The organism is Micromonospora sp. DT15, from assembly GCF_049841475.1.
Lineage (GTDB): Bacteria > Actinomycetota > Actinomycetes > Mycobacteriales > Micromonosporaceae > Micromonospora.
Genome location: NZ_JBNCKJ010000021.1, coordinates 16129 through 31736, shown reverse-complemented (window position 1 = coordinate 31736; position 15608 = coordinate 16129). Strand labels below are relative to the sequence as shown.

Below are 15608 nucleotides of genomic sequence, written 5' to 3'. Positions count from 1 at the left end.
CGCGGGGCGCGGGGCGCGGGGCGCGGGGCGCGGGGCGCGGGGCGCGGGGCGCGGGGCGCGGGGCGCGGGGCGCGGCGGAATATCGGTGGCGGGGGCGCGGGTCCGGCGCGGAGGATGCGCGTGTGACTGAGGCGTACCCGAAGCAGGTTCCTGTCCGTGCGGCCACTGCCGCGCGTCGACAGCGCAGCCTGCCCCGGCCCGCCTCGATCCCGCGCCCGCCGTCGTGAGCGGCGCGTTCCTCGCCGGTCTCGTGGCCGGCTACGGCGTCGCCATTCCCGTCGGCGCGATCGCGATTCTGATCCTGGGGCTCAGCGCCCGTACGTCGTTTCGGGTGGGTGCGGCCGCAGCGCTCGCGGTGGCGACGGCCGACGGGCTCTACGCGGTGGTGGCCGTGCTCGGCGGCGCGGGCCTGGCCGGGATCATCGCGCCGGTCGCCGGGCCCCTGCGAGTGGTCGCCGCCGTGGTGCTGCTGGGTCTCGCCGGGCACGGCCTGTGGCGGACGTGGTCCGCGCACCGCTCGCACCGACCGCCGAGGGCACGCGACGGTGGGGGCATGAGCACTCCGGGACGGGCCTACGCGGCGCTGCTCGGGCTGACCCTGCTGAACCCGATGACGGTGCTCTACTTCACCGCCCTGGTGCTCGGCCGCCGGGACGCTGCCGACTCGGGCATGGTCCCGATGGCCCTCTTCGTGGCCGGGGTGTTCCTGGCGTCGGCGAGCTGGCAACTGGTCATCGCCGGCGGTGGCACCGTGGTCGGCCGGGCGCTGACCGGGCCGCGTGGCCGGCTGGTCACCGGCCTGGTCTCCAGCGCGCTCATCGCCGCGTTGGCGGTGGCCGCGCTACTGCCAGGTTGAACGGCCACGGCGACCATCCGACCCGGCAGGAGGTCGCTGGGTCCAGGCCGAGCCGGACCAGGTTCACGGGCGGCTCAGCCACCCGGACGGCGCCCGACCGCGCCTGGTCCGCGGTGTCGCCGGGCGTGTCCCTGGCCGGGCACACGGGCCGCCCGGGGGCCCGGACGGGTTCGCTGTGCCGTACGGTCGGGCGATGACCAGTCGACCCGCAGCCGGCGGAGGCCGGTGGGTCGAGGTCGACCCGGCCCGCGTCGGTCGCTGGGTCGAGGGCTTCGCCGACCGGCACGGCCCGCCCAGCACCAGCGCGAGGGAGTACGGCCTACTGCTCGCCGCCCCGGACGGGGCGACCGCCGAGCTGCACGCCCCGCCGGGTGCGCCGGCCGGCGCGGATGTGGCCGGGTTCGTGGCCTCCGCTGTCATGCCCCGCCGGATCGGCCTGCTGCTGGCGCGCAAGGGCGCGGTGGCGCTCGGGGTGGCCGAGGGCGGCGACCTCGTCGTCTCCAAGGTGGACACGCGCTACGTGCAGGGGCGCACCGCTGCGGGGGGATGGTCGCAGCACCGGTTCGCCCGCCGGCGTGACAACCAGGCGAGGGCTGCGCTGGGCGACGCGGCGGATCTGGCCGTACGGCTGTTGTTGCCGGAGGTGGCGACGATCGCCGCGTTGGTCTGCGGCGGTGACCGGCGGGCGGTGGACGGGGTGCTGACCGACCGACGGTTGGCCCCGCTCGTGCCGTTGCGGGCGGAGCGGCTGCTCGACGTGCCGGAGCCCCGGCACGCGGTGCTGGTCGCGGCAGTGGGTGCGGCCCGGGCGGTACGCATCCTGGTGCGCGACCCCGACTGACCTCGGCCCGCACCGGCGGCGTCAGAGGCCCGCACCGGCGGCGTCGGAGGCCCGCGCCGGCGGCGTCGGAGGCCCGCACGGGCGGCGTCGGAGGGGAGACGGTCGCCACCCAAAATGGGGTTCGCGGCGTGCTGCTCGGCCGGCGGCCGGAGGATGGGCGCGTGGAGTTTCTGGTTGACATGATGACGACGGTGCCCGACGGCACGTCGGAGGACGGCGTCGCCGACATGCGTGCGCGAGAGGCCGCGCGTTCGGCCGAGCTGATCGCCCAGGGCAGTCTCCTGCGGCTGTGGCGGCCGCCGCTGGCACCGGGGGAGTGGCGTACGTGGGGGCTGTTCCAGGCCGACGACGCCGATGAGCTGGAAGCCGTACTCGCGTCGATGCCGCTGCGCGCCTGGCGGCGCGAGACCGTGACGCCGTTGACACCGCACCCGAACGACCCGGGTCAGCCGCCTCGCTGAGCTGGGGAGGGCACGCCGCCTCGACAGGCACGCCACGGGACACGTCCGTCAGCAGGGAGATCATCATGTCCGACGCTCAGATTCTGCGTACCGTCCTCGACCGGTGGAAATCGGCTGTCGACGCCCACGAGCCCGACCGGGTCGCGGCGTGCTTCACCGACGACGCGATCTTTCAGGGGTTGCAGCCGTACACGGTCGGTCCTGCCGGCGTCGCCGCGTACTACGCCGGACAGCCGCTCGGCCTGACCGCCGCATACGACATCCGGGAGATCCGCCGTCTCGCCGACGACGTGGTCCTCGGCTACCTGGAGGTGGAGTTCGGCTTCACCGACCGGCCGGCACTGACCGTCAACCTCGGAGTGCTCCTGCGGCGGGTCGACGACGACTGGCTCATCGGCCACTACCAGGTCTCGCGGCTCACCTGACCCCGGAGCTACGGCCGGAATGGCAATCGTGGCAGGCCCACCGGGGCCTGCCACGATCTCGGAGCGGGTGTCAGAGCTGGTCGGTACCGAAGGTGTCGCAGGTCTTCGGGTCGCCGCGGTCGTAGCCCTGGGTGAACCAACGCTTGCGCTGCTCGGACGTGCCGTGGGTGAACTGGTCGGGGTTGACCCGCCCGCCGGAGCGCTCCTGGATGCTGTCGTCGCCGATCGCCTCGGCGGCCTGCACCGCCTCGCTGATGTCGGTCTGGGTGATGGACTTGAACAGCGGTTCCTGGCCGGTCTTGTCCTTGCTCTCGGTGGCGTGCTTGGCCCAGGCGCCGGCGTAGCAGTCGGCCTGCAACTCCAGCCGTACGGAGGCGGACTGGGGGCCGCTCTGGTCGCCCTGGCCGGCCTTGGCGTTGGTGCCGAGGAGGTTCTGGACGTGGTGTCCGTACTCGTGGGCAAGCACGTACGGCTGGGCGAACTCGCCCTTCGCCCCGAACCGGGACGCCAACTCGTCGTAGAAGCTCAGGTCGATGTAGACCTGCTTGTCGGCGGGGCAGTAGAACGGGCCGACGCCCGAGTCGGCCTGCCCGCAGCCGGTGTTGACGGCGGCCTGGAAGAAGTTGGTGTCGGTCTGCTCGTACTCTCCCTTGCCCAACTCCGGGTACGCCTTCTGCCAGTAGGCCTGGATGCTGTTGACGTAGAGCGCGTTGCGGCAGCGCGCGTCGTCGAGACGCTCGGGGTTGTCGCGGGAGCACAACTGCTCCAGGTCGGTGCCGCCGGCCTGACCGCCCTCGTCGCCGTTTGTCATGGCGTTGAGGCCGAAACCGCCGCCGAGCAGCGCGACGAGCACCGCCACCACGATGCCGATGATGCCGCCCCGACCGCCGCCTCCGGGGATCGGGATGCCGAGGCCGCCTCCGCCGCCTCCACCACCGCGGCCCACGTCGTTGACCTGCGAGGTGTCGATTTCGGCCCGCTCGTTGAGTTCCATGGTGACCCCGATCGCCGTATGCCGGTGAGTGTCTTTTGTGTGTCGTTTCGTCCATCGAGTGCCGGACGGGGTCCGGACAGGCGTTCCGGTACCCGATGATCTTGATTGGTAATCCGGGCAGGCGCTCCGGGCGCGCCCGGTACACTTGTCAGGTGCTGCGCTGCGAAGGCTGAACCGCCCCGCGCCGTCGGGCCCTTGAGCCCGCCGGCCGTTTCGCGTGCCCCGAGTCAGCCTTCCGAACCCCGAGAGCGAGCCCCGCAAACATGATCACTGCCACCGGCCTGGAACTGCGTGCCGGTTCCCGGATCCTGCTGTCCGACACCACCCTGCGCGTGCAGCCCGGTGACCGGATCGGCCTGGTCGGTCGCAACGGCGCCGGCAAGACCACCACGCTGAAGGTGCTCGCCGGCGAGGGGCAGCCGTACGGCGGCCAGATCGACCAGCGCAGCGCCATCGGTTACCTGCCGCAGGACCCGCGCACGGGTGACCTGGAGGTCACCGGCCGCGACCGGGTTCTCTCCGCGCGCGGCCTGGACGTGCTGATGGCGCAGATGCAGGAGATCGAGGCCCGCCTCGCCGAGGACGCCAACGACAAGCTGGTCCGTCGGTACGGCGCGCTGGAGGACCAGTTCGCCGCCCTCGGCGGGTACGCGGCCGAGGCCGAGGCCGCGCGGATCTGCGCCAACCTCGGCCTACCGGACCGGGCGCTCGCGCAGACCATCGGCACCCTGTCCGGTGGTCAGCGGCGACGCATCGAGCTGGCCCGCATCCTGTTCCGTGACGCGGGCGAGAACGGCGGCGGCATCCTGCTGCTCGACGAGCCCACCAACCACCTCGACGCCGACTCGATCACCTGGCTGCGGGGCTTTCTCGCCAACCACAAGGGCGGCCTGATCGTGATCTCCCACGACGGCGCGCTGCTGGAGTCGGTGGTCAACAAGGTCTGGTTCCTCGACGCCACCCGGTCGGTCATCGACGTCTACAACCTGGGCTGGAAGGCGTACCTGGAGGCGCGCGAGACCGACGAGCGGCGCCGCCGCCGGGAGCGGGCCAACGCGGAGAAGAAGGCCGGCGCGCTGATGGCGCAGGCCGACAAGATGCGGGCCAAGGCCACCAAGACCGTGGCCGCGCAGAACATGGCCCGCCGCGCCGAGAAGCTGATCTCCGGCCTGGAGGAGGTGCGGGTCGCCGACCGAGTGGCCAAGGTGCGGTTCCCCAGCCCCGCGCCGTGCGGCAAGACCCCGCTCACGGCGACCGGTCTCTCCAAGTCGTACGGATCGCTGGAGATCTTCACCGACGTCAACGTGGCGGTGGACCGGGGCTCCCGGGTGGCCATCCTCGGGCTCAACGGCGCCGGTAAGACGACCCTGCTGCGGATGCTCGGCGGGCTGCTCAGCCCGGACACCGGCGAGGTGCACGCGGGGCATGGCCTGCGGCTGGGCTACTACGCCCAGGAGCACGAGACGCTGGACGTGGAGCGGACGGTTCTGGAGAACATGCGCGCCGCCGCGGTCGAGCAGTCCGACACCGACCTTCGCAAGATCCTCGGCGCGTTCCTCTTCTCCGGCGACGACGTGAACAAGCCGGCCGGGGTGCTCTCCGGCGGCGAGAAGACCCGGCTGGCGCTGTCCACCCTGGTCTGTTCCGGCGCCAACGTGCTGTTGCTCGACGAGCCGACGAACAACCTCGACCCGGTCAGCCGGGAGCAGGTCCTCGACGCCATCGCCAACTACCCGGGCGCGATCGTCCTGGTGACCCACGACCCGGGTGCGGTGCTGGCGCTCAAGCCGGACCGGGCCATCCTGCTGCCCGACGGCGACGAGGACGCCTGGAGCGACGACCTGCTCGAACTTGTCGAGCTGGCCTGACCAAGCTTCTGGCCGGGCCTCAACCGAGCAGGTCCACCAGCCGGCCGACGACGCCGGAGCTGATCAGGATCACCACGCCGATGCCGATGAAGATCGTCGGCACCAGCCAGTGGCCGGCGCGTTCGACCAGCCGGACAACCCGTGGGTGTCCTCCCAGCCACGCGCCGACGGCACACCACAGCGCGATGAGCAGCACGAAGATCAGGAGGAACACCGCGCTGTCGGCTGCGCCGAGGGCTCGGAAGACAGGTACGTAGACGGCCACGTTGTCGGCGCCGTTCGCGATCGTCACGCCGGCCACGCCGAGCGCTCCGGTCACGACAGTGGGGGTCTCGTCCTCGTCGGAGTGACGCAGCGCGCGTACGCCCAGCGCGATCGGTAACAGGCCGAGAAGCCCCGTCCACGGGTCCGGCACCACGAGCAGCCCGGCCGCCACCACCGCGCTCGCCAGCGCGAGCGCACCGATACCGACGTATTGGCCGGCGACAATCTGCCACGGGCGGGGCCGACCGGTGGTGCGGGCCGCGACGAAGAACAGGGTCAGGATGACGATGTCGTCGATGTCGGTCGCGGCGAAGACCACTGCCGCTCCGGCCGCGGTGCTGAGCAGGTCGATCACGACGGCAGGTTACGGCTTGCCGGCAGCAGCCAGCGTCGGCGGGTGGTACGCCCGGACGCCGCGGCGGGCCGCATCGCCAGGATCACTCTATCGGGAAGCTGACATTGCATAGCGTGTCGGTTGGCGAAGAGTTGATATCTGGCGCATGATCGTTCGAGGCGGTCTAATAGGTGGGACCGTATCCGAACCGCACAGTCTGGGACGTGAGGACACAGCATGGCAGCCACTGGCACAGCCACCAGCACTGAGAAGGGTCGCCGGATCGTCGGAGCCGAGCGTCAGACGCTCGCCAAGGACCTGGTAAAGCGGTACACCTCGGGGGAGAGCATCCGCGCGTTGGCGGCCTCGACCGGCCGTTCCTACGGGTTCATCCATCGAGTGCTCACCGAGTCCGGCGTGCAGCTGCGTCAGCGCGGTGGCGCCCGACGCCGCAAGAAGGCGTGACCCGCCCCTCAGCGTCGTCCACCAGCGCCGCGCCCCGGGAAGTCCGGTGACCGCCGAGGCGACCGGGGTTCGGCTGACTTGCGACGGGCCGGTCGCCACGGTGACGTTGTGCCGGCCCGACGTGCTCAATGCCCAGACGCCCGCGATGTGGCGAGCGATGAGCGACTTTTCCCGCGACCTGCCCGGCGACGTGCGGGTGGTGGTGGTCCGCGGCGAGGGTCGCGCGTTCTCGGCCGGCCTCGATCTCGCGGTGGCGGGTGCCTCCGGTCCGGGGTCGTTCGCTGAGCTGGCCACGCTGCCCGAGCAGGAGTGCGCCGAGCGCATCGCGGAGTTCCAGGCCGGTTTCACCTGGCTGCACCGGCCGGATGTCGTCTCTGTCGCGGCCGTGCAGGGCCACGCGATCGGTGCTGGTTTCCAGCTCGCGCTCGCCTGTGACCTGCGAGTGCTGTCCGCGGACGCGAAATTGTCGATGGCCGAGGTGACCCTCGGCCTGGTGCCGGATCTGGCCGGGACGAAACGCCTCGTCGAGCTGGTCGGCTATTCGCGGGCGTTGGAGATCTGTGCGACAGGCCGCCGGTTGGACGCCGCCGAGGCGGACCGGATCGGGCTGGCCACCCTGGTCGTACCCCCGGCCGAGTTGGACGGCGCGGTGCGGGATCTGACCGCCGGTCTGCTCTCCGGGGCCCGCGACGCGGTGGTCGAGATCAAGGCGCTGCTCGCCGGCGCCGCCGGGCGGTCGCACGCCGACCAGCAGCGCGCCGAGCGGGAGGCACAGACCCGTCGGCTGCGTGACCTCGCCGGCACTGGAGAATAGGTAAGGACCGCACGGGAAGATCCGGGTTACGACCGAGGTTGTCACACTCGTCGGGAGAATTGACCTGACGGTGCGGTCTGCCCGGCAACCCGGAGGTGAACGATGTCCAACCCGATGTCCGGCGGTGGCATGGCCGGGTGGAGCATGCTCCGGTCGATGCGCAACCGCGACGAGGTCTCCACCCACCGGCTCAAGCGCGGGGTGGCCCGCCGCATCGTCGATTTCGCCCACCCCTACCGGCGCGACATCATCGTCTTCCTGGCCACCGTGGTGTTGGCCGCCATCATCGGCGTGGCCACTCCGGTGCTCGCCGGCGACGTGATCAACGCGATCAACGAGGGCGGCACCGAGGCCGGGCGGCTCGTGGTGCGGCTGGCCCTGTTCATCGCCGCGCTTGCGGTCGCCGACGCGCTGCTGTCGCTGGCCCAGCGGTGGTATTCCGCCCGCATCGGCGAGGGCATCATCTTCAACCTGCGCACCCGGGTCTACGACCACGTGCAGCGGATGCCGTTGCAGTTCTTCACCCGCACCCAGACCGGCGCCCTGGTCAGCAGGCTCAACAACGACGTGCTCGGCGCCCAGAGGGCGTTCACCTCCACCCTGTCCGGTGTGGTCAGCAACGTCATCCAGTTGGTCCTCACCGCGGCGGTGATGTTCACCCTCTCCTGGCAGATCACCGCGTTGTCACTGGTGCTGCTGCCGATCTTCATCATTCCGGCCCGTCGGGTCGGCAAGCGACTGGCCGAGATCACCCGCGAGGCGTACAACCTCGACGCCAAGATGAACGCGACGATGACCGAGCGGTTCGGGGTGGCCGGCGCGCTGCTGGTGAAGCTCTTCGGCCAGCCCGAGATCGAGGCCCGCCGGTTCGGCGACCGGGCCGAGCGGGTCCGTGACATCGGCATCCAGTCCGCCATGTATTCCCGCACCTTCTTCGTGGCGATGCTGCTGGTCGCCTCGCTGGCGCAGGCGCTGACCTACGGTCTCGGCGGCTGGCTCGCGGTGACCGGCGGTGTCAGCGCCGGCACCGTGGTGACGCTCGCGCTGCTGCTCACCCGCCTGTACGGGCCGCTCACCGCGCTCTCCAACGTCCGGGTGGACGTGATGAGCGCGCTGGTCTCCTTCGACCGGGTCTTCGAGGTGCTTGACCTCAAGCCGGGCATCGTGGAGAAGCCCGACGCGGTACCGGTGCCCCTGGGTGCCGGCCGGGTCGACTTCCGCGACGTGCGTTTCCGCTACCCGAGCGCCGCCGAGGTCTCCCTCGCCTCCCTGGAGGAGGTCGCCACCCTCGACCGGACCGTCAACGAACCGGTGCTCAAGGGGGTCTCGTTCAGCGTCGAGCCGGGGCAGATGGTCGCGCTGGTCGGCCCGTCCGGGGCGGGCAAGTCGACACTGTCGATGCTCATCTCCCGGATCTACGACGTCAGCGACGGGCAGGTGCTCGTCGGCGGCGTGGACGTGCGTGACGCGACGCTCGCCTCCCTGCGCGACGAGATCGGTGTGGTCACTCAGGATTCGCACCTGTTCCACGAGACGATCGCCGAGAATCTGCGCTACGCCAAGCCGGACGCCACCGACGACGAGATCTGGGCCGCCCTGGCCGGGGCGCAGGTGGCCGATCTGGTTCGGGCGCTGCCCGACGGTCTGGACACCACTGTGGGGGAGCGCGGCTACCGGTTCTCCGGCGGCGAGAAGCAGCGCATCGCGATAGCGCGACTGCTGCTCAAGGCACCGTCGATCGTGATCCTCGACGAGGCGACCGCTCACCTTGACTCGGAGAGCGAGGCGGCGGTGCAGCGGGCGCTGTCGGTGGCGCTGGCCGGGCGGACCGCGCTGGTGATCGCGCACCGGCTCTCCACAGTGCGAGACGCCGACCAGATCCTCGTCCTGGACGGCGGACGGGTCGTCGAGCGGGGACGGCACGACGAGTTGGTGGCCGTCGGTGGGCTCTACGCCGAGCTGTACCGCACCCAGTTCGCGGTCGCCGACTCGCCCACCCCGTTCGTCGACGCGACCGGTGCCGAGCCGGTGGTCATGCCGCTGGGTACCTACCGCGCCGACGAGGTGCTGCCACCGGCCGCCGCCAACTGACGTCGTCGATCACAGGGCTGGTAGCTCGGTCGCTGCCCGCAACTCGGCGAACGCCAGGCCCAGGGTGACCGGGGTGAAGTGCGCGTTCAGGCCGCTCGGGTTGGGTAGCACCCACAGCCGCGCGTCGGCCAGCGTCTCCGGTTGCGGCCCGAAGGCTGCCTTGGGCCGCTGGAAACCGATCCGGTACGCGGTCACCCCCACCACTGCCACCCAGCGCGGCCGGTACCGGGCCACCTTGTCGGTCAGGATCGCCGCGCCGTCGAGGAGTTCCTCGGTGCTCAGCTCGTCCGCGCGGGCACTGGCCCGGGCGGCCATGTTGGTGATGCCGAGCCCGAGCGCTGGCAGTTCGTCCTGTTCGCTGGGGTGCAGCAGCCGGGGCGTGAACCCGCCCCGGTGCAGCGCCGGCCAGAACCGGTTGCCGGGTCGGGCGAAGTGCCAGCCCGTCGCCGCCGACCACAGACCCGGGTTGATGCCGACGAAGAGCACCTCCAGGCCGGGAGCGAGGACGTCGGGAATCGTCCGGTCCGCCGCTGCCGCGAGGTCCGCGCGGGTCGGCCGGGTCGGGACGGACCGCCGCGCCTTGATCGACTCGGGTTCCTGGACGTCGGCGTGTCCTGGTCGCGTCGACAGCCCGACTTCCGTGATGTCGAGTTGATCAACGCCCGGGTCCGGCCCTGGCGGCGTCACCGTGCGGGCGGGTCGGGCCCGCTCGGCTGTCACAGCCCGCGCAGCGCGCCGCCGTCGACCGGCAGGGTGATTCCGGTGAGGTAGCTCGCGGCGGGGGAGAGTACGAACGCGGCCACCCGGCCGAACTCGGCGGGGTCGCCGACGCGGCGCAGCGGGATGCCGGCCTCCGCCTCGGCGCGGGCCCGCTCCGGGTCACCGGTCGCTCCGAACAGTTCCCGGTTGCGGTCGGTCATGATCCGGCCGGGCAACAGCCCGACCACCCGGACCCCACGCGGACCGTAGTCGTCGGCGATGTCCTTGGCGGCCCCGACCAGGCCGGGGCGAAGACCGTTGGAGATGCCGAGACCGGGCACCGGGCCACGCGCCGAGGTGGAGAGCACCAACCCGATCGCGCCGCCCTCGGGCAGGGAGTTGGCGACAGTGCGTACGGCGCGGATGGTGCCCAGGAAGACGGTCTCGAAGGACAGCCGCCACTGCTCGTCGGTGACCGCTGCGGCGTTGCCCGGCGGTGGTCCACCGACCGAGATCAGCGCGCCGTCGAGCCGGCCGAAGTGTTCCTGGGCGGCGGCGACGAGCTGCCCCGGGGTCTCCGGGTGGGTCAGGTCCGCGGTCAGCCCGATGGCGTGCTCCGGGCCGCCCAGCTGCTGCGCGGCGGCGGCCACCGCGTCCGGGTCGCGGGCCGAGAGCACCACCCGCGCACCGTCGGCGACCAGGCTCTGTGCGGTCGCGTAACCCAGACCGCGGGAGGCGCCGGTGAGGACGTACACGCGGTCGGTCAGTCCGAGATCCATAACTCCGATCCTGCCGCATCCGGTAACCCGTCGCCAGCACGGGTGGACAGCCGTGGGGCGGGGCGCAGCAGGCGTACCCGGCCGGCGATCTGCAGCGCGACGGCGCCGCCGGCGCGGCCCACCGCTGGCGCCCGGCGCGGGCGCGGCGCTCGAAGCCCGTCGTAGCGCAGGCGTGCCTCCCGGACGGCCAACTCCTCGGCGGCGGCCGGGGGGAGCGCCTGCTGGGCGCGCAGCGCCCGGGCCAGGTCCCAACCGTCGCGCAGCGATCCGGCGGTGGGTCGGCGGGCGGCCCACTCGGCGAAGGTGGTCGACCAGCGGGCACCGAGGCCTGCGGCGAGCAGTGGCCAGTGCCGGGCCACCTCGCCGGCCCGTTTGCGCAGCAGGGCCGCGCGGGTGGCGGCCAGCGGGCCCGGCGCGAACCCCGCCGGTGGCTCACCCCCGGCGACCAGCGCCGCGACAAGTTCGGCCTGCCGTTCGGCCAGCCCGACGCGGGGCGTCGGCCCGCTGCCGCCCTCTGGTGTGCCCGTCATGTCACGGCCGGGAAGCCCGCGGCGGCGGCCAGAGCGTCCAGTTCGGCGCGGAGTTCGACGGCCGGCGGATAGTGGCCGTCGCGCTCCAGCAGCAGGGCCGGCGGTCGCCGTCGGGCGCAGAGCGCGCCGAGAAGCTCCAGCACCGCTGTCGGCACCGGGTCGGTGTGGGTGTCGTGGTAGAAACCGCCGTGTTCCGCGCCGCCGGCCACGTGGGCGTACGCGACCCGTTCCAGCGGCAGGCGGTCCAGCAACGCCAGCGGGTCGGCACCCCGGTTGCGGGCGTTGGCGTGCACGTTTGCCACGTCCAGCAGCAGCAGTGCTCCGGTCCGGTCGAGGATCTCGGAGAGGAAGTCCGCCTCGGTCAGCTCGTCGTCGGGCCAGTCGACAAGGGCGGCGATCGGTTCCAGCGCGATCGGCACCGGAAGCTCGGCCTGCGCCCGGGCCACGTTGGCGCAGACCGCGTCGACGGCCTCCCGGCTTCGTGGCAGCGGCAGCAGGTGACCGGCCTCCAGGCCGCCGGCCCGGACGAACGCGATGTGCTCGCTGACCAGCGGGGCGTCCAGGCGTTGTGCCACCGCGGCCAGGTGCGCGACCCGGGCCGGGTCGACCGGCTCGGCGCCGCCGAGAGAGAGCCGCACCCCATGGGGTACGACGGTCACCGCGCGGTCCCGCAGCTGGGTCAGACCGGGCGGGAGCGGCCCGGAGGCGGGCACCCCCTCGGCCACCACCTCCACGAAGCGCAGGCCGGGCAGCTCGGCCACGAAACCGGCGATCTCCGGCCGCCAGCCGATGCCGACGCCGGACGGGCCGGTCATCCGCCGCACCCCCCGCCGCCGCACCCGCCTCCGCCGCCGCCGCAGGAACTGCCGCCGTCCGAGCCGGAGCTGTCACCACCGCCCGAGGATCCGTCGGACCCTCCGGACCAGCCGCTACCGGCGGCGGCCTGGCGCTGGATCTCGGCCTGCTCGGCGAAGCCAGGGTCGAGCGCCCAGAGCGAGGCGGTGCCGTACAGGGCCACGCCCATCGCCGCACCGGCCGCTCCGTAGGTGGCGTAGGCCGGTGCGGAGGCGGGGGCGAGGTGGGTGTGCTGGCGGCGGACGGAGCGCAGAGCGGCCCGACCGGCTCGGGTGAGCATCGGGACCCGACGCAGCACCAGCGTGACGATCAGGAGAGCGACCAGGGTCAGCAGCAGGTAGCCGACCGGGCGGCCGCTGAACAGGCCGGAGACCAACCGGAGCACACCGAGACCCAGCAGGGCGATCAGGAGCGTGGCCCAGAAGCGGGCCCGTGCGCGTTGCGCGTCGTTGGTCAGCAGCCCGCGCTCCTCCAGGCCGTTGCGGATCTGGTGCAGCGCGACGCGTACGCGCTCGTCCTGGGGCAGGTCCCGGACCCGCGAGTGCTGGTGGGCTGCCCAGTGGATGGCCTGGTCCAGGGGGGTGAGCCCGGTCGGTGCGGCACCGACGGTGGTCAGTCGGCGGTCCGGTCGTACGCCGACCGCGCCGCTGCCGCGCAGCCCGCCGAGCGCCGCGTGCACGGCGAGTTGGGGGCCGCCGTTGAGGTACGCGACCTGCTGTGGTCCGAGGGGATCGGCGGTCATGGCACCGCTCGACCCGACCGCCAGACGGAACCGCTGGTACGCCACGATCGCCACCAGCAGGATGGCCGCGGCGATGTAGTAGCGGAGGAAGGTCGGGCCGGAGATGCCCCAGGTGTCGCCGGACGCGGCGTGGACGGTCATCGACTGCTCCTGTCACCGGAGGGATCGGCGGCCCCATTGTGGAGCAGCCTCGCCACGGTCGACAGACCGGTGTGCGCGCGGTCAGTGCCGGCGGACCGCCTCCTCGACGAGGTCGAGCACCGGGCCCAGGTCGCCGGCCGGTCGGCCCATGGCCAGGTGCAGCACCAGGCCGTCGTAGGCCAGCTCCAGGAACTGGGCCAGCACGTCGATCGGGACGTCCTCGCGCAGCACCCCGGCGTCGCGCTGGCGGGCCAGCCGGTCCCGGGTCGCCTCGGCGATCGCGGCGGACCGCTCCGCCCAGCGCTTGGCGAACGCCGGGTCGGTGCGCAGCCGGCGGGATACCTCCAGTTGGCTGCCCAGCCAGCCGGTGGTGTCCGGCGAGACGGCGCGAGCGAGGAGGTCGCGCATCACCTGGACCAGACCGTTGCGGGCCACCGTCTCGACCATGACCGCGGCGTCGTCCTCGGCGACGGCAAGGAAGAGCGAGTCCTTGTCGCGGAAGTGGTGGAAGATCGCGCCACGGGACAGGCCGGTGGCCTCTTCGAGGCGGCGTACGGTCGCCCCCTCGTAGCCGAGCCGGGCGAAACACGCCCGGGCCGCGGCGAGGATCTCCTGCCGACGAGCGTCGAGCTGGTCCTGGCTTACTCTGGGCACACGTCGATCGTCGCAGGTCACCCCGGGGTACGCAAACCGTACGTACGGCTTGGGATGTTGCCGACTACCATCGCCCGGTGACCCAGCCCCACACCCTGCCCGACTCCCCGCTGACGGTGGCCACCATCCAGGCCACCCCCACACCGGGCGATGTTGCCGGCAACACGGTCATCGCCGCCGACCTGGTCCGTGAAGCCGGTAGGCGGGGTGCCCGGGTGGCCGTCCTGCCGGAGCTGTTCCTCTGCGCGTACCACCCGCCGGTTCTCGCCGCCGACCCGGCCGGCACGGACGTCGCGGCCGACCCGGCCGGGATGGTCGCGGATCCCCGGCTCCACCCGCTGCGCGTCGCGGCGCGCGAGGCCAGCGTCACCGCGGTGGTCGGCGCGGCCGTCCGGCACCCCGACGGCCGGCGGACCATCGCGGCGCTGGTGGTCGACCGGACCGGCGAGGTGCGGGTCGGGTACGACAAGCAGCAGTTGTGGGGCGGCGAGCGGGAGCTGTTCAGCCCCGGCGACCGGGGTGCCACGCTGCTCGTCGACGACTGGCGGCTCGGGCTCGGCATCTGCTACGACGGCTGTTTCCCCGAGCACGGCCGGGCCGCCGCCCTCGACGGCGCGCACGCCTACCTGTGCCCCAGCGGATACCTGGCCGGCTCCGAGCACCGCCGGGACCTCTACTACGCCGCACGTGCCCTGGACAACACGATGTTCGTGGTCTTCGCCAACGCGGTCGGAGGGGCCGATCCGTGGCGGTTCAACGGCGGTGCGGCCATCTACGACCCCGAGGGGCGGGTGCTGGCCCGCGGGGCGGACGACGGCACTGCGGTGCTCGTGGCGACGCTGGATCCCGCAGTGCTCGCGGCCACCCGGACGGCCCACTCGATGCTTCTCGATCGGCTGCCGGACCAGGGCGGCGCCCGGCTGTCGATGCCTGGCTGAGCCTGCCGTCAGCTCGATACCCGCCGCATCTGTTAACAGACACGTCGGTCCCGTAGGGTGCCCGAGTGCCACTGCTCCTGCTGGACCTGGACAACACCCTGCTGGATCGGGCCGGGCCGTTCCGCCGCTGGGGTGAGCGCTTCCTGGACAGCATCGGCGCGCCCCACACCGACATCGACTGGCTGATCTCGATCGACGCCGACGGTCTGACCGACCGCTGGGACCTCGCCGACGCCATCCGGGACCGTTACGAGCTGCGGATTCCCTCGATCGACCTGGTCGAGGAGCTGCACGACGGGGTGGTGGCGCAGACCCGGCTCGACCCGCTGACCGCCTGCGCGCTGCGGATCGCCGACGACGCCGGCTGGGTGCCGGTGGTGGTCTGCAACGGCACCGTACGCGTCGAGGACGCCAAGATTCGCCAGACCGGGCTGGACCAGTACGTCGCGGACTGGGTGATCTCCGAGGAGGCCGGCGTCAGCAAACCCAACCCGAGAATCTTCGCGCTCGCCGCCCAGCGGGTCCGGATGCCGCTGCGGGGGGCGTGGGTGATCGGCGACAGCCCGGAGGCGGACATCGGCGGGGCCGCCGCCGTCGGGCTGCCCAGCGTCTGGCTGCACCGGGGGCGCACCTGGTCGGACGTCCGGTTCGCGCCGAGCCGCACCGTGGACGGGTTGATCGCCGCGGTCGCCACCGTGCTGGCCCGCTGAGGGTTTCCGCGCTGCCGGCCGTGCGTCCGACGGTCGTTCGGGTGGCGGCCCGGTAATTCGGTTGACCGGCCGACTGGGTCGTACGAGCATTGTCCGCGCATGGTGCATCCCGGGCGTGTGCCCGGTCGAGGAGAGGAGGCGGGTCAT

18 protein-coding genes are annotated in these 15608 nt (G+C 72.5%); 10 read left to right on the top strand and 8 right to left on the bottom strand.

Going from position 1 to position 15608, the window contains the following annotated elements:
* Positions 1 to 223 precede the first annotated feature (223 nt).
* From ACLQ3F_RS31290 to ACLQ3F_RS31275, 4 genes are all read left to right on the top strand, one after another.
* Positions 224 to 856, top strand: a complete 633-nt coding sequence (locus ACLQ3F_RS31290) for a LysE family transporter (RefSeq protein ID WP_425853273.1) — start codon at positions 224 to 226, stop codon at positions 854 to 856.
* 193 nt (positions 857 to 1049) lie between these two features.
* The gene (locus tag ACLQ3F_RS31285) at positions 1050 to 1697 is read left to right on the top strand and encodes an acVLRF1 family peptidyl-tRNA hydrolase (protein WP_425853271.1); all 648 of its coding nucleotides are present in this window, start codon (positions 1050 to 1052) and stop codon (positions 1695 to 1697) included.
* A 161-nt stretch (positions 1698 to 1858) separates the two neighbouring features.
* Positions 1859 to 2158 (top strand): muconolactone Delta-isomerase family protein, encoded by a 300-nt coding sequence (locus ACLQ3F_RS31280; RefSeq protein WP_425853270.1) that lies wholly within the window; start codon positions 1859 to 1861, stop codon positions 2156 to 2158.
* A 65-nt stretch (positions 2159 to 2223) separates the two neighbouring features.
* Positions 2224 to 2583, top strand: a complete 360-nt coding sequence (locus tag ACLQ3F_RS31275) for a YybH family protein (protein WP_357208453.1) — start codon at positions 2224 to 2226, stop codon at positions 2581 to 2583.
* Positions 2584 to 2653: 70 nt separating this feature from the next.
* On the opposite strand, the gene ypfJ is transcribed toward ACLQ3F_RS31275, so the two are convergent.
* Complete coding sequence (gene ypfJ / locus ACLQ3F_RS31270; RefSeq protein WP_357208612.1) at positions 2654 to 3577, bottom strand: KPN_02809 family neutral zinc metallopeptidase; 924 nt, start codon at positions 3575 to 3577, stop codon at positions 2654 to 2656.
* A gap of 263 nt (positions 3578 to 3840) precedes the next feature.
* Here ypfJ and ACLQ3F_RS31265 point away from each other — a divergent pair, with 263 nt between their 5' ends.
* On the top strand, positions 3841 to 5445 hold the full coding sequence (locus ACLQ3F_RS31265) for an ABC-F family ATP-binding cassette domain-containing protein (protein WP_357204154.1): 1605 nt from the start codon (positions 3841 to 3843) through the stop codon (positions 5443 to 5445).
* A gap of 19 nt (positions 5446 to 5464) precedes the next feature.
* Here ACLQ3F_RS31265 and ACLQ3F_RS31260 read toward each other — a convergent pair whose 3' ends face one another.
* A complete protein-coding gene (locus ACLQ3F_RS31260; protein ID WP_425853268.1) occupies positions 5465 to 6064 on the bottom strand; it encodes a cadmium resistance transporter in 600 nt (199 codons plus the stop codon).
* Positions 6065 to 6280: 216 nt separating this feature from the next.
* Between ACLQ3F_RS31260 and ACLQ3F_RS31255 the strand changes: the two genes are divergently transcribed.
* From ACLQ3F_RS31255 to ACLQ3F_RS31245, 3 genes are all read left to right on the top strand, one after another.
* Positions 6281 to 6508, top strand: coding sequence for a helix-turn-helix domain-containing protein (locus tag ACLQ3F_RS31255; protein WP_007462679.1), 228 nt, complete (start codon positions 6281 to 6283; stop codon positions 6506 to 6508).
* A 46-nt stretch (positions 6509 to 6554) separates the two neighbouring features.
* The gene (locus ACLQ3F_RS31250) at positions 6555 to 7322 is read left to right on the top strand and encodes an enoyl-CoA hydratase/isomerase family protein (protein WP_196924402.1); all 768 of its coding nucleotides are present in this window, start codon (positions 6555 to 6557) and stop codon (positions 7320 to 7322) included.
* 114 nt (positions 7323 to 7436) lie between these two features.
* Entirely contained in the window at positions 7437 to 9413 is a 1977-nt protein-coding gene (locus ACLQ3F_RS31245; protein WP_425853276.1) for an ABC transporter ATP-binding protein, read from the top strand.
* 9 nt (positions 9414 to 9422) lie between these two features.
* Here the strand turns inward: ACLQ3F_RS31245 and mug are convergent, their stop codons facing one another.
* The 6 genes from mug to ACLQ3F_RS31215 form a co-directional block, all read right to left on the bottom strand.
* Positions 9423 to 9998 carry a G/U mismatch-specific DNA glycosylase gene (gene mug, locus ACLQ3F_RS31240; protein ID WP_357260639.1) on the bottom strand — a complete coding sequence of 192 codons (576 nt, stop codon included), beginning with the start codon at positions 9996 to 9998 and terminating at the stop codon, positions 9423 to 9425.
* A 131-nt stretch (positions 9999 to 10129) separates the two neighbouring features.
* Complete coding sequence (locus ACLQ3F_RS31235) at positions 10130 to 10891, bottom strand: SDR family oxidoreductase (RefSeq protein ID WP_425853265.1); 762 nt, start codon at positions 10889 to 10891, stop codon at positions 10130 to 10132.
* Complete coding sequence (locus ACLQ3F_RS31230; RefSeq protein ID WP_425853264.1) at positions 10876 to 11421, bottom strand: hypothetical protein; 546 nt, start codon at positions 11419 to 11421, stop codon at positions 10876 to 10878. Before ACLQ3F_RS31230 ends, ACLQ3F_RS31235 begins: the two co-directional genes overlap by 16 nt.
* Positions 11418 to 12236, bottom strand: coding sequence for a DUF692 domain-containing protein (locus ACLQ3F_RS31225; protein ID WP_425853262.1), 819 nt, complete (start codon positions 12234 to 12236; stop codon positions 11418 to 11420). Before ACLQ3F_RS31225 ends, ACLQ3F_RS31230 begins: the two co-directional genes overlap by 4 nt.
* Positions 12233 to 13159, bottom strand: coding sequence for a TIGR04222 domain-containing membrane protein (locus ACLQ3F_RS31220; RefSeq protein ID WP_357204166.1), 927 nt, complete (start codon positions 13157 to 13159; stop codon positions 12233 to 12235). Before ACLQ3F_RS31220 ends, ACLQ3F_RS31225 begins: the two co-directional genes overlap by 4 nt.
* Positions 13160 to 13240: 81 nt before the next feature.
* On the bottom strand, positions 13241 to 13813 hold the full coding sequence (locus tag ACLQ3F_RS31215; RefSeq protein ID WP_355009969.1) for a TetR/AcrR family transcriptional regulator: 573 nt from the start codon (positions 13811 to 13813) through the stop codon (positions 13241 to 13243).
* 77 nt (positions 13814 to 13890) lie between these two features.
* Here ACLQ3F_RS31215 and ACLQ3F_RS31210 point away from each other — a divergent pair, with 77 nt between their 5' ends.
* Together ACLQ3F_RS31210 and ACLQ3F_RS31205 are read left to right on the top strand one after the other, a co-directional pair.
* Positions 13891 to 14751: a carbon-nitrogen hydrolase family protein gene (locus ACLQ3F_RS31210; RefSeq protein ID WP_425853260.1), complete on the top strand. Its 861-nt coding sequence runs from the start codon at positions 13891 to 13893 to the stop codon at positions 14749 to 14751.
* Positions 14752 to 14816: 65 nt separating this feature from the next.
* A complete protein-coding gene (locus ACLQ3F_RS31205; protein ID WP_091403736.1) occupies positions 14817 to 15461 on the top strand; it encodes an HAD family hydrolase in 645 nt (214 codons plus the stop codon).
* Positions 15462 to 15608 lie beyond the last annotated feature (147 nt).

What these genes read in the sequence shown, in the direction of transcription:
- ACLQ3F_RS31285 (WP_425853271.1), top strand. Translation starts at nt 1,050, where the DNA reads ATGACCAGTCGACCCGCAGCCGGCGGAGGCCGGTGGGTCGAGGTCGAC.
- ACLQ3F_RS31275 (WP_357208453.1), top strand. Translation starts at nt 2,224, where the DNA reads ATGTCCGACGCTCAGATTCTGCGTACCGTCCTCGACCGGTGGAAATCG.
- ypfJ (WP_357208612.1), bottom strand. Translation starts at nt 3,577, where the DNA reads ATGGAACTCAACGAGCGGGCCGAAATCGACACCTCGCAGGTCAACGAC.
- ACLQ3F_RS31265 (WP_357204154.1), top strand. Translation starts at nt 3,841, where the DNA reads ATGATCACTGCCACCGGCCTGGAACTGCGTGCCGGTTCCCGGATCCTG.
- ACLQ3F_RS31255 (WP_007462679.1), top strand. Translation starts at nt 6,281, where the DNA reads ATGGCAGCCACTGGCACAGCCACCAGCACTGAGAAGGGTCGCCGGATC.
- ACLQ3F_RS31245 (WP_425853276.1), top strand. Translation starts at nt 7,437, where the DNA reads ATGTCCGGCGGTGGCATGGCCGGGTGGAGCATGCTCCGGTCGATGCGC.
- ACLQ3F_RS31235 (WP_425853265.1), bottom strand. Translation starts at nt 10,891, where the DNA reads ATGGATCTCGGACTGACCGACCGCGTGTACGTCCTCACCGGCGCCTCC.
- ACLQ3F_RS31230 (WP_425853264.1), bottom strand. Translation starts at nt 11,421, where the DNA reads ATGACGGGCACACCAGAGGGCGGCAGCGGGCCGACGCCCCGCGTCGGG.
- ACLQ3F_RS31225 (WP_425853262.1), bottom strand. Translation starts at nt 12,236, where the DNA reads ATGACCGGCCCGTCCGGCGTCGGCATCGGCTGGCGGCCGGAGATCGCC.
- ACLQ3F_RS31220 (WP_357204166.1), bottom strand. Translation starts at nt 13,159, where the DNA reads ATGACCGTCCACGCCGCGTCCGGCGACACCTGGGGCATCTCCGGCCCG.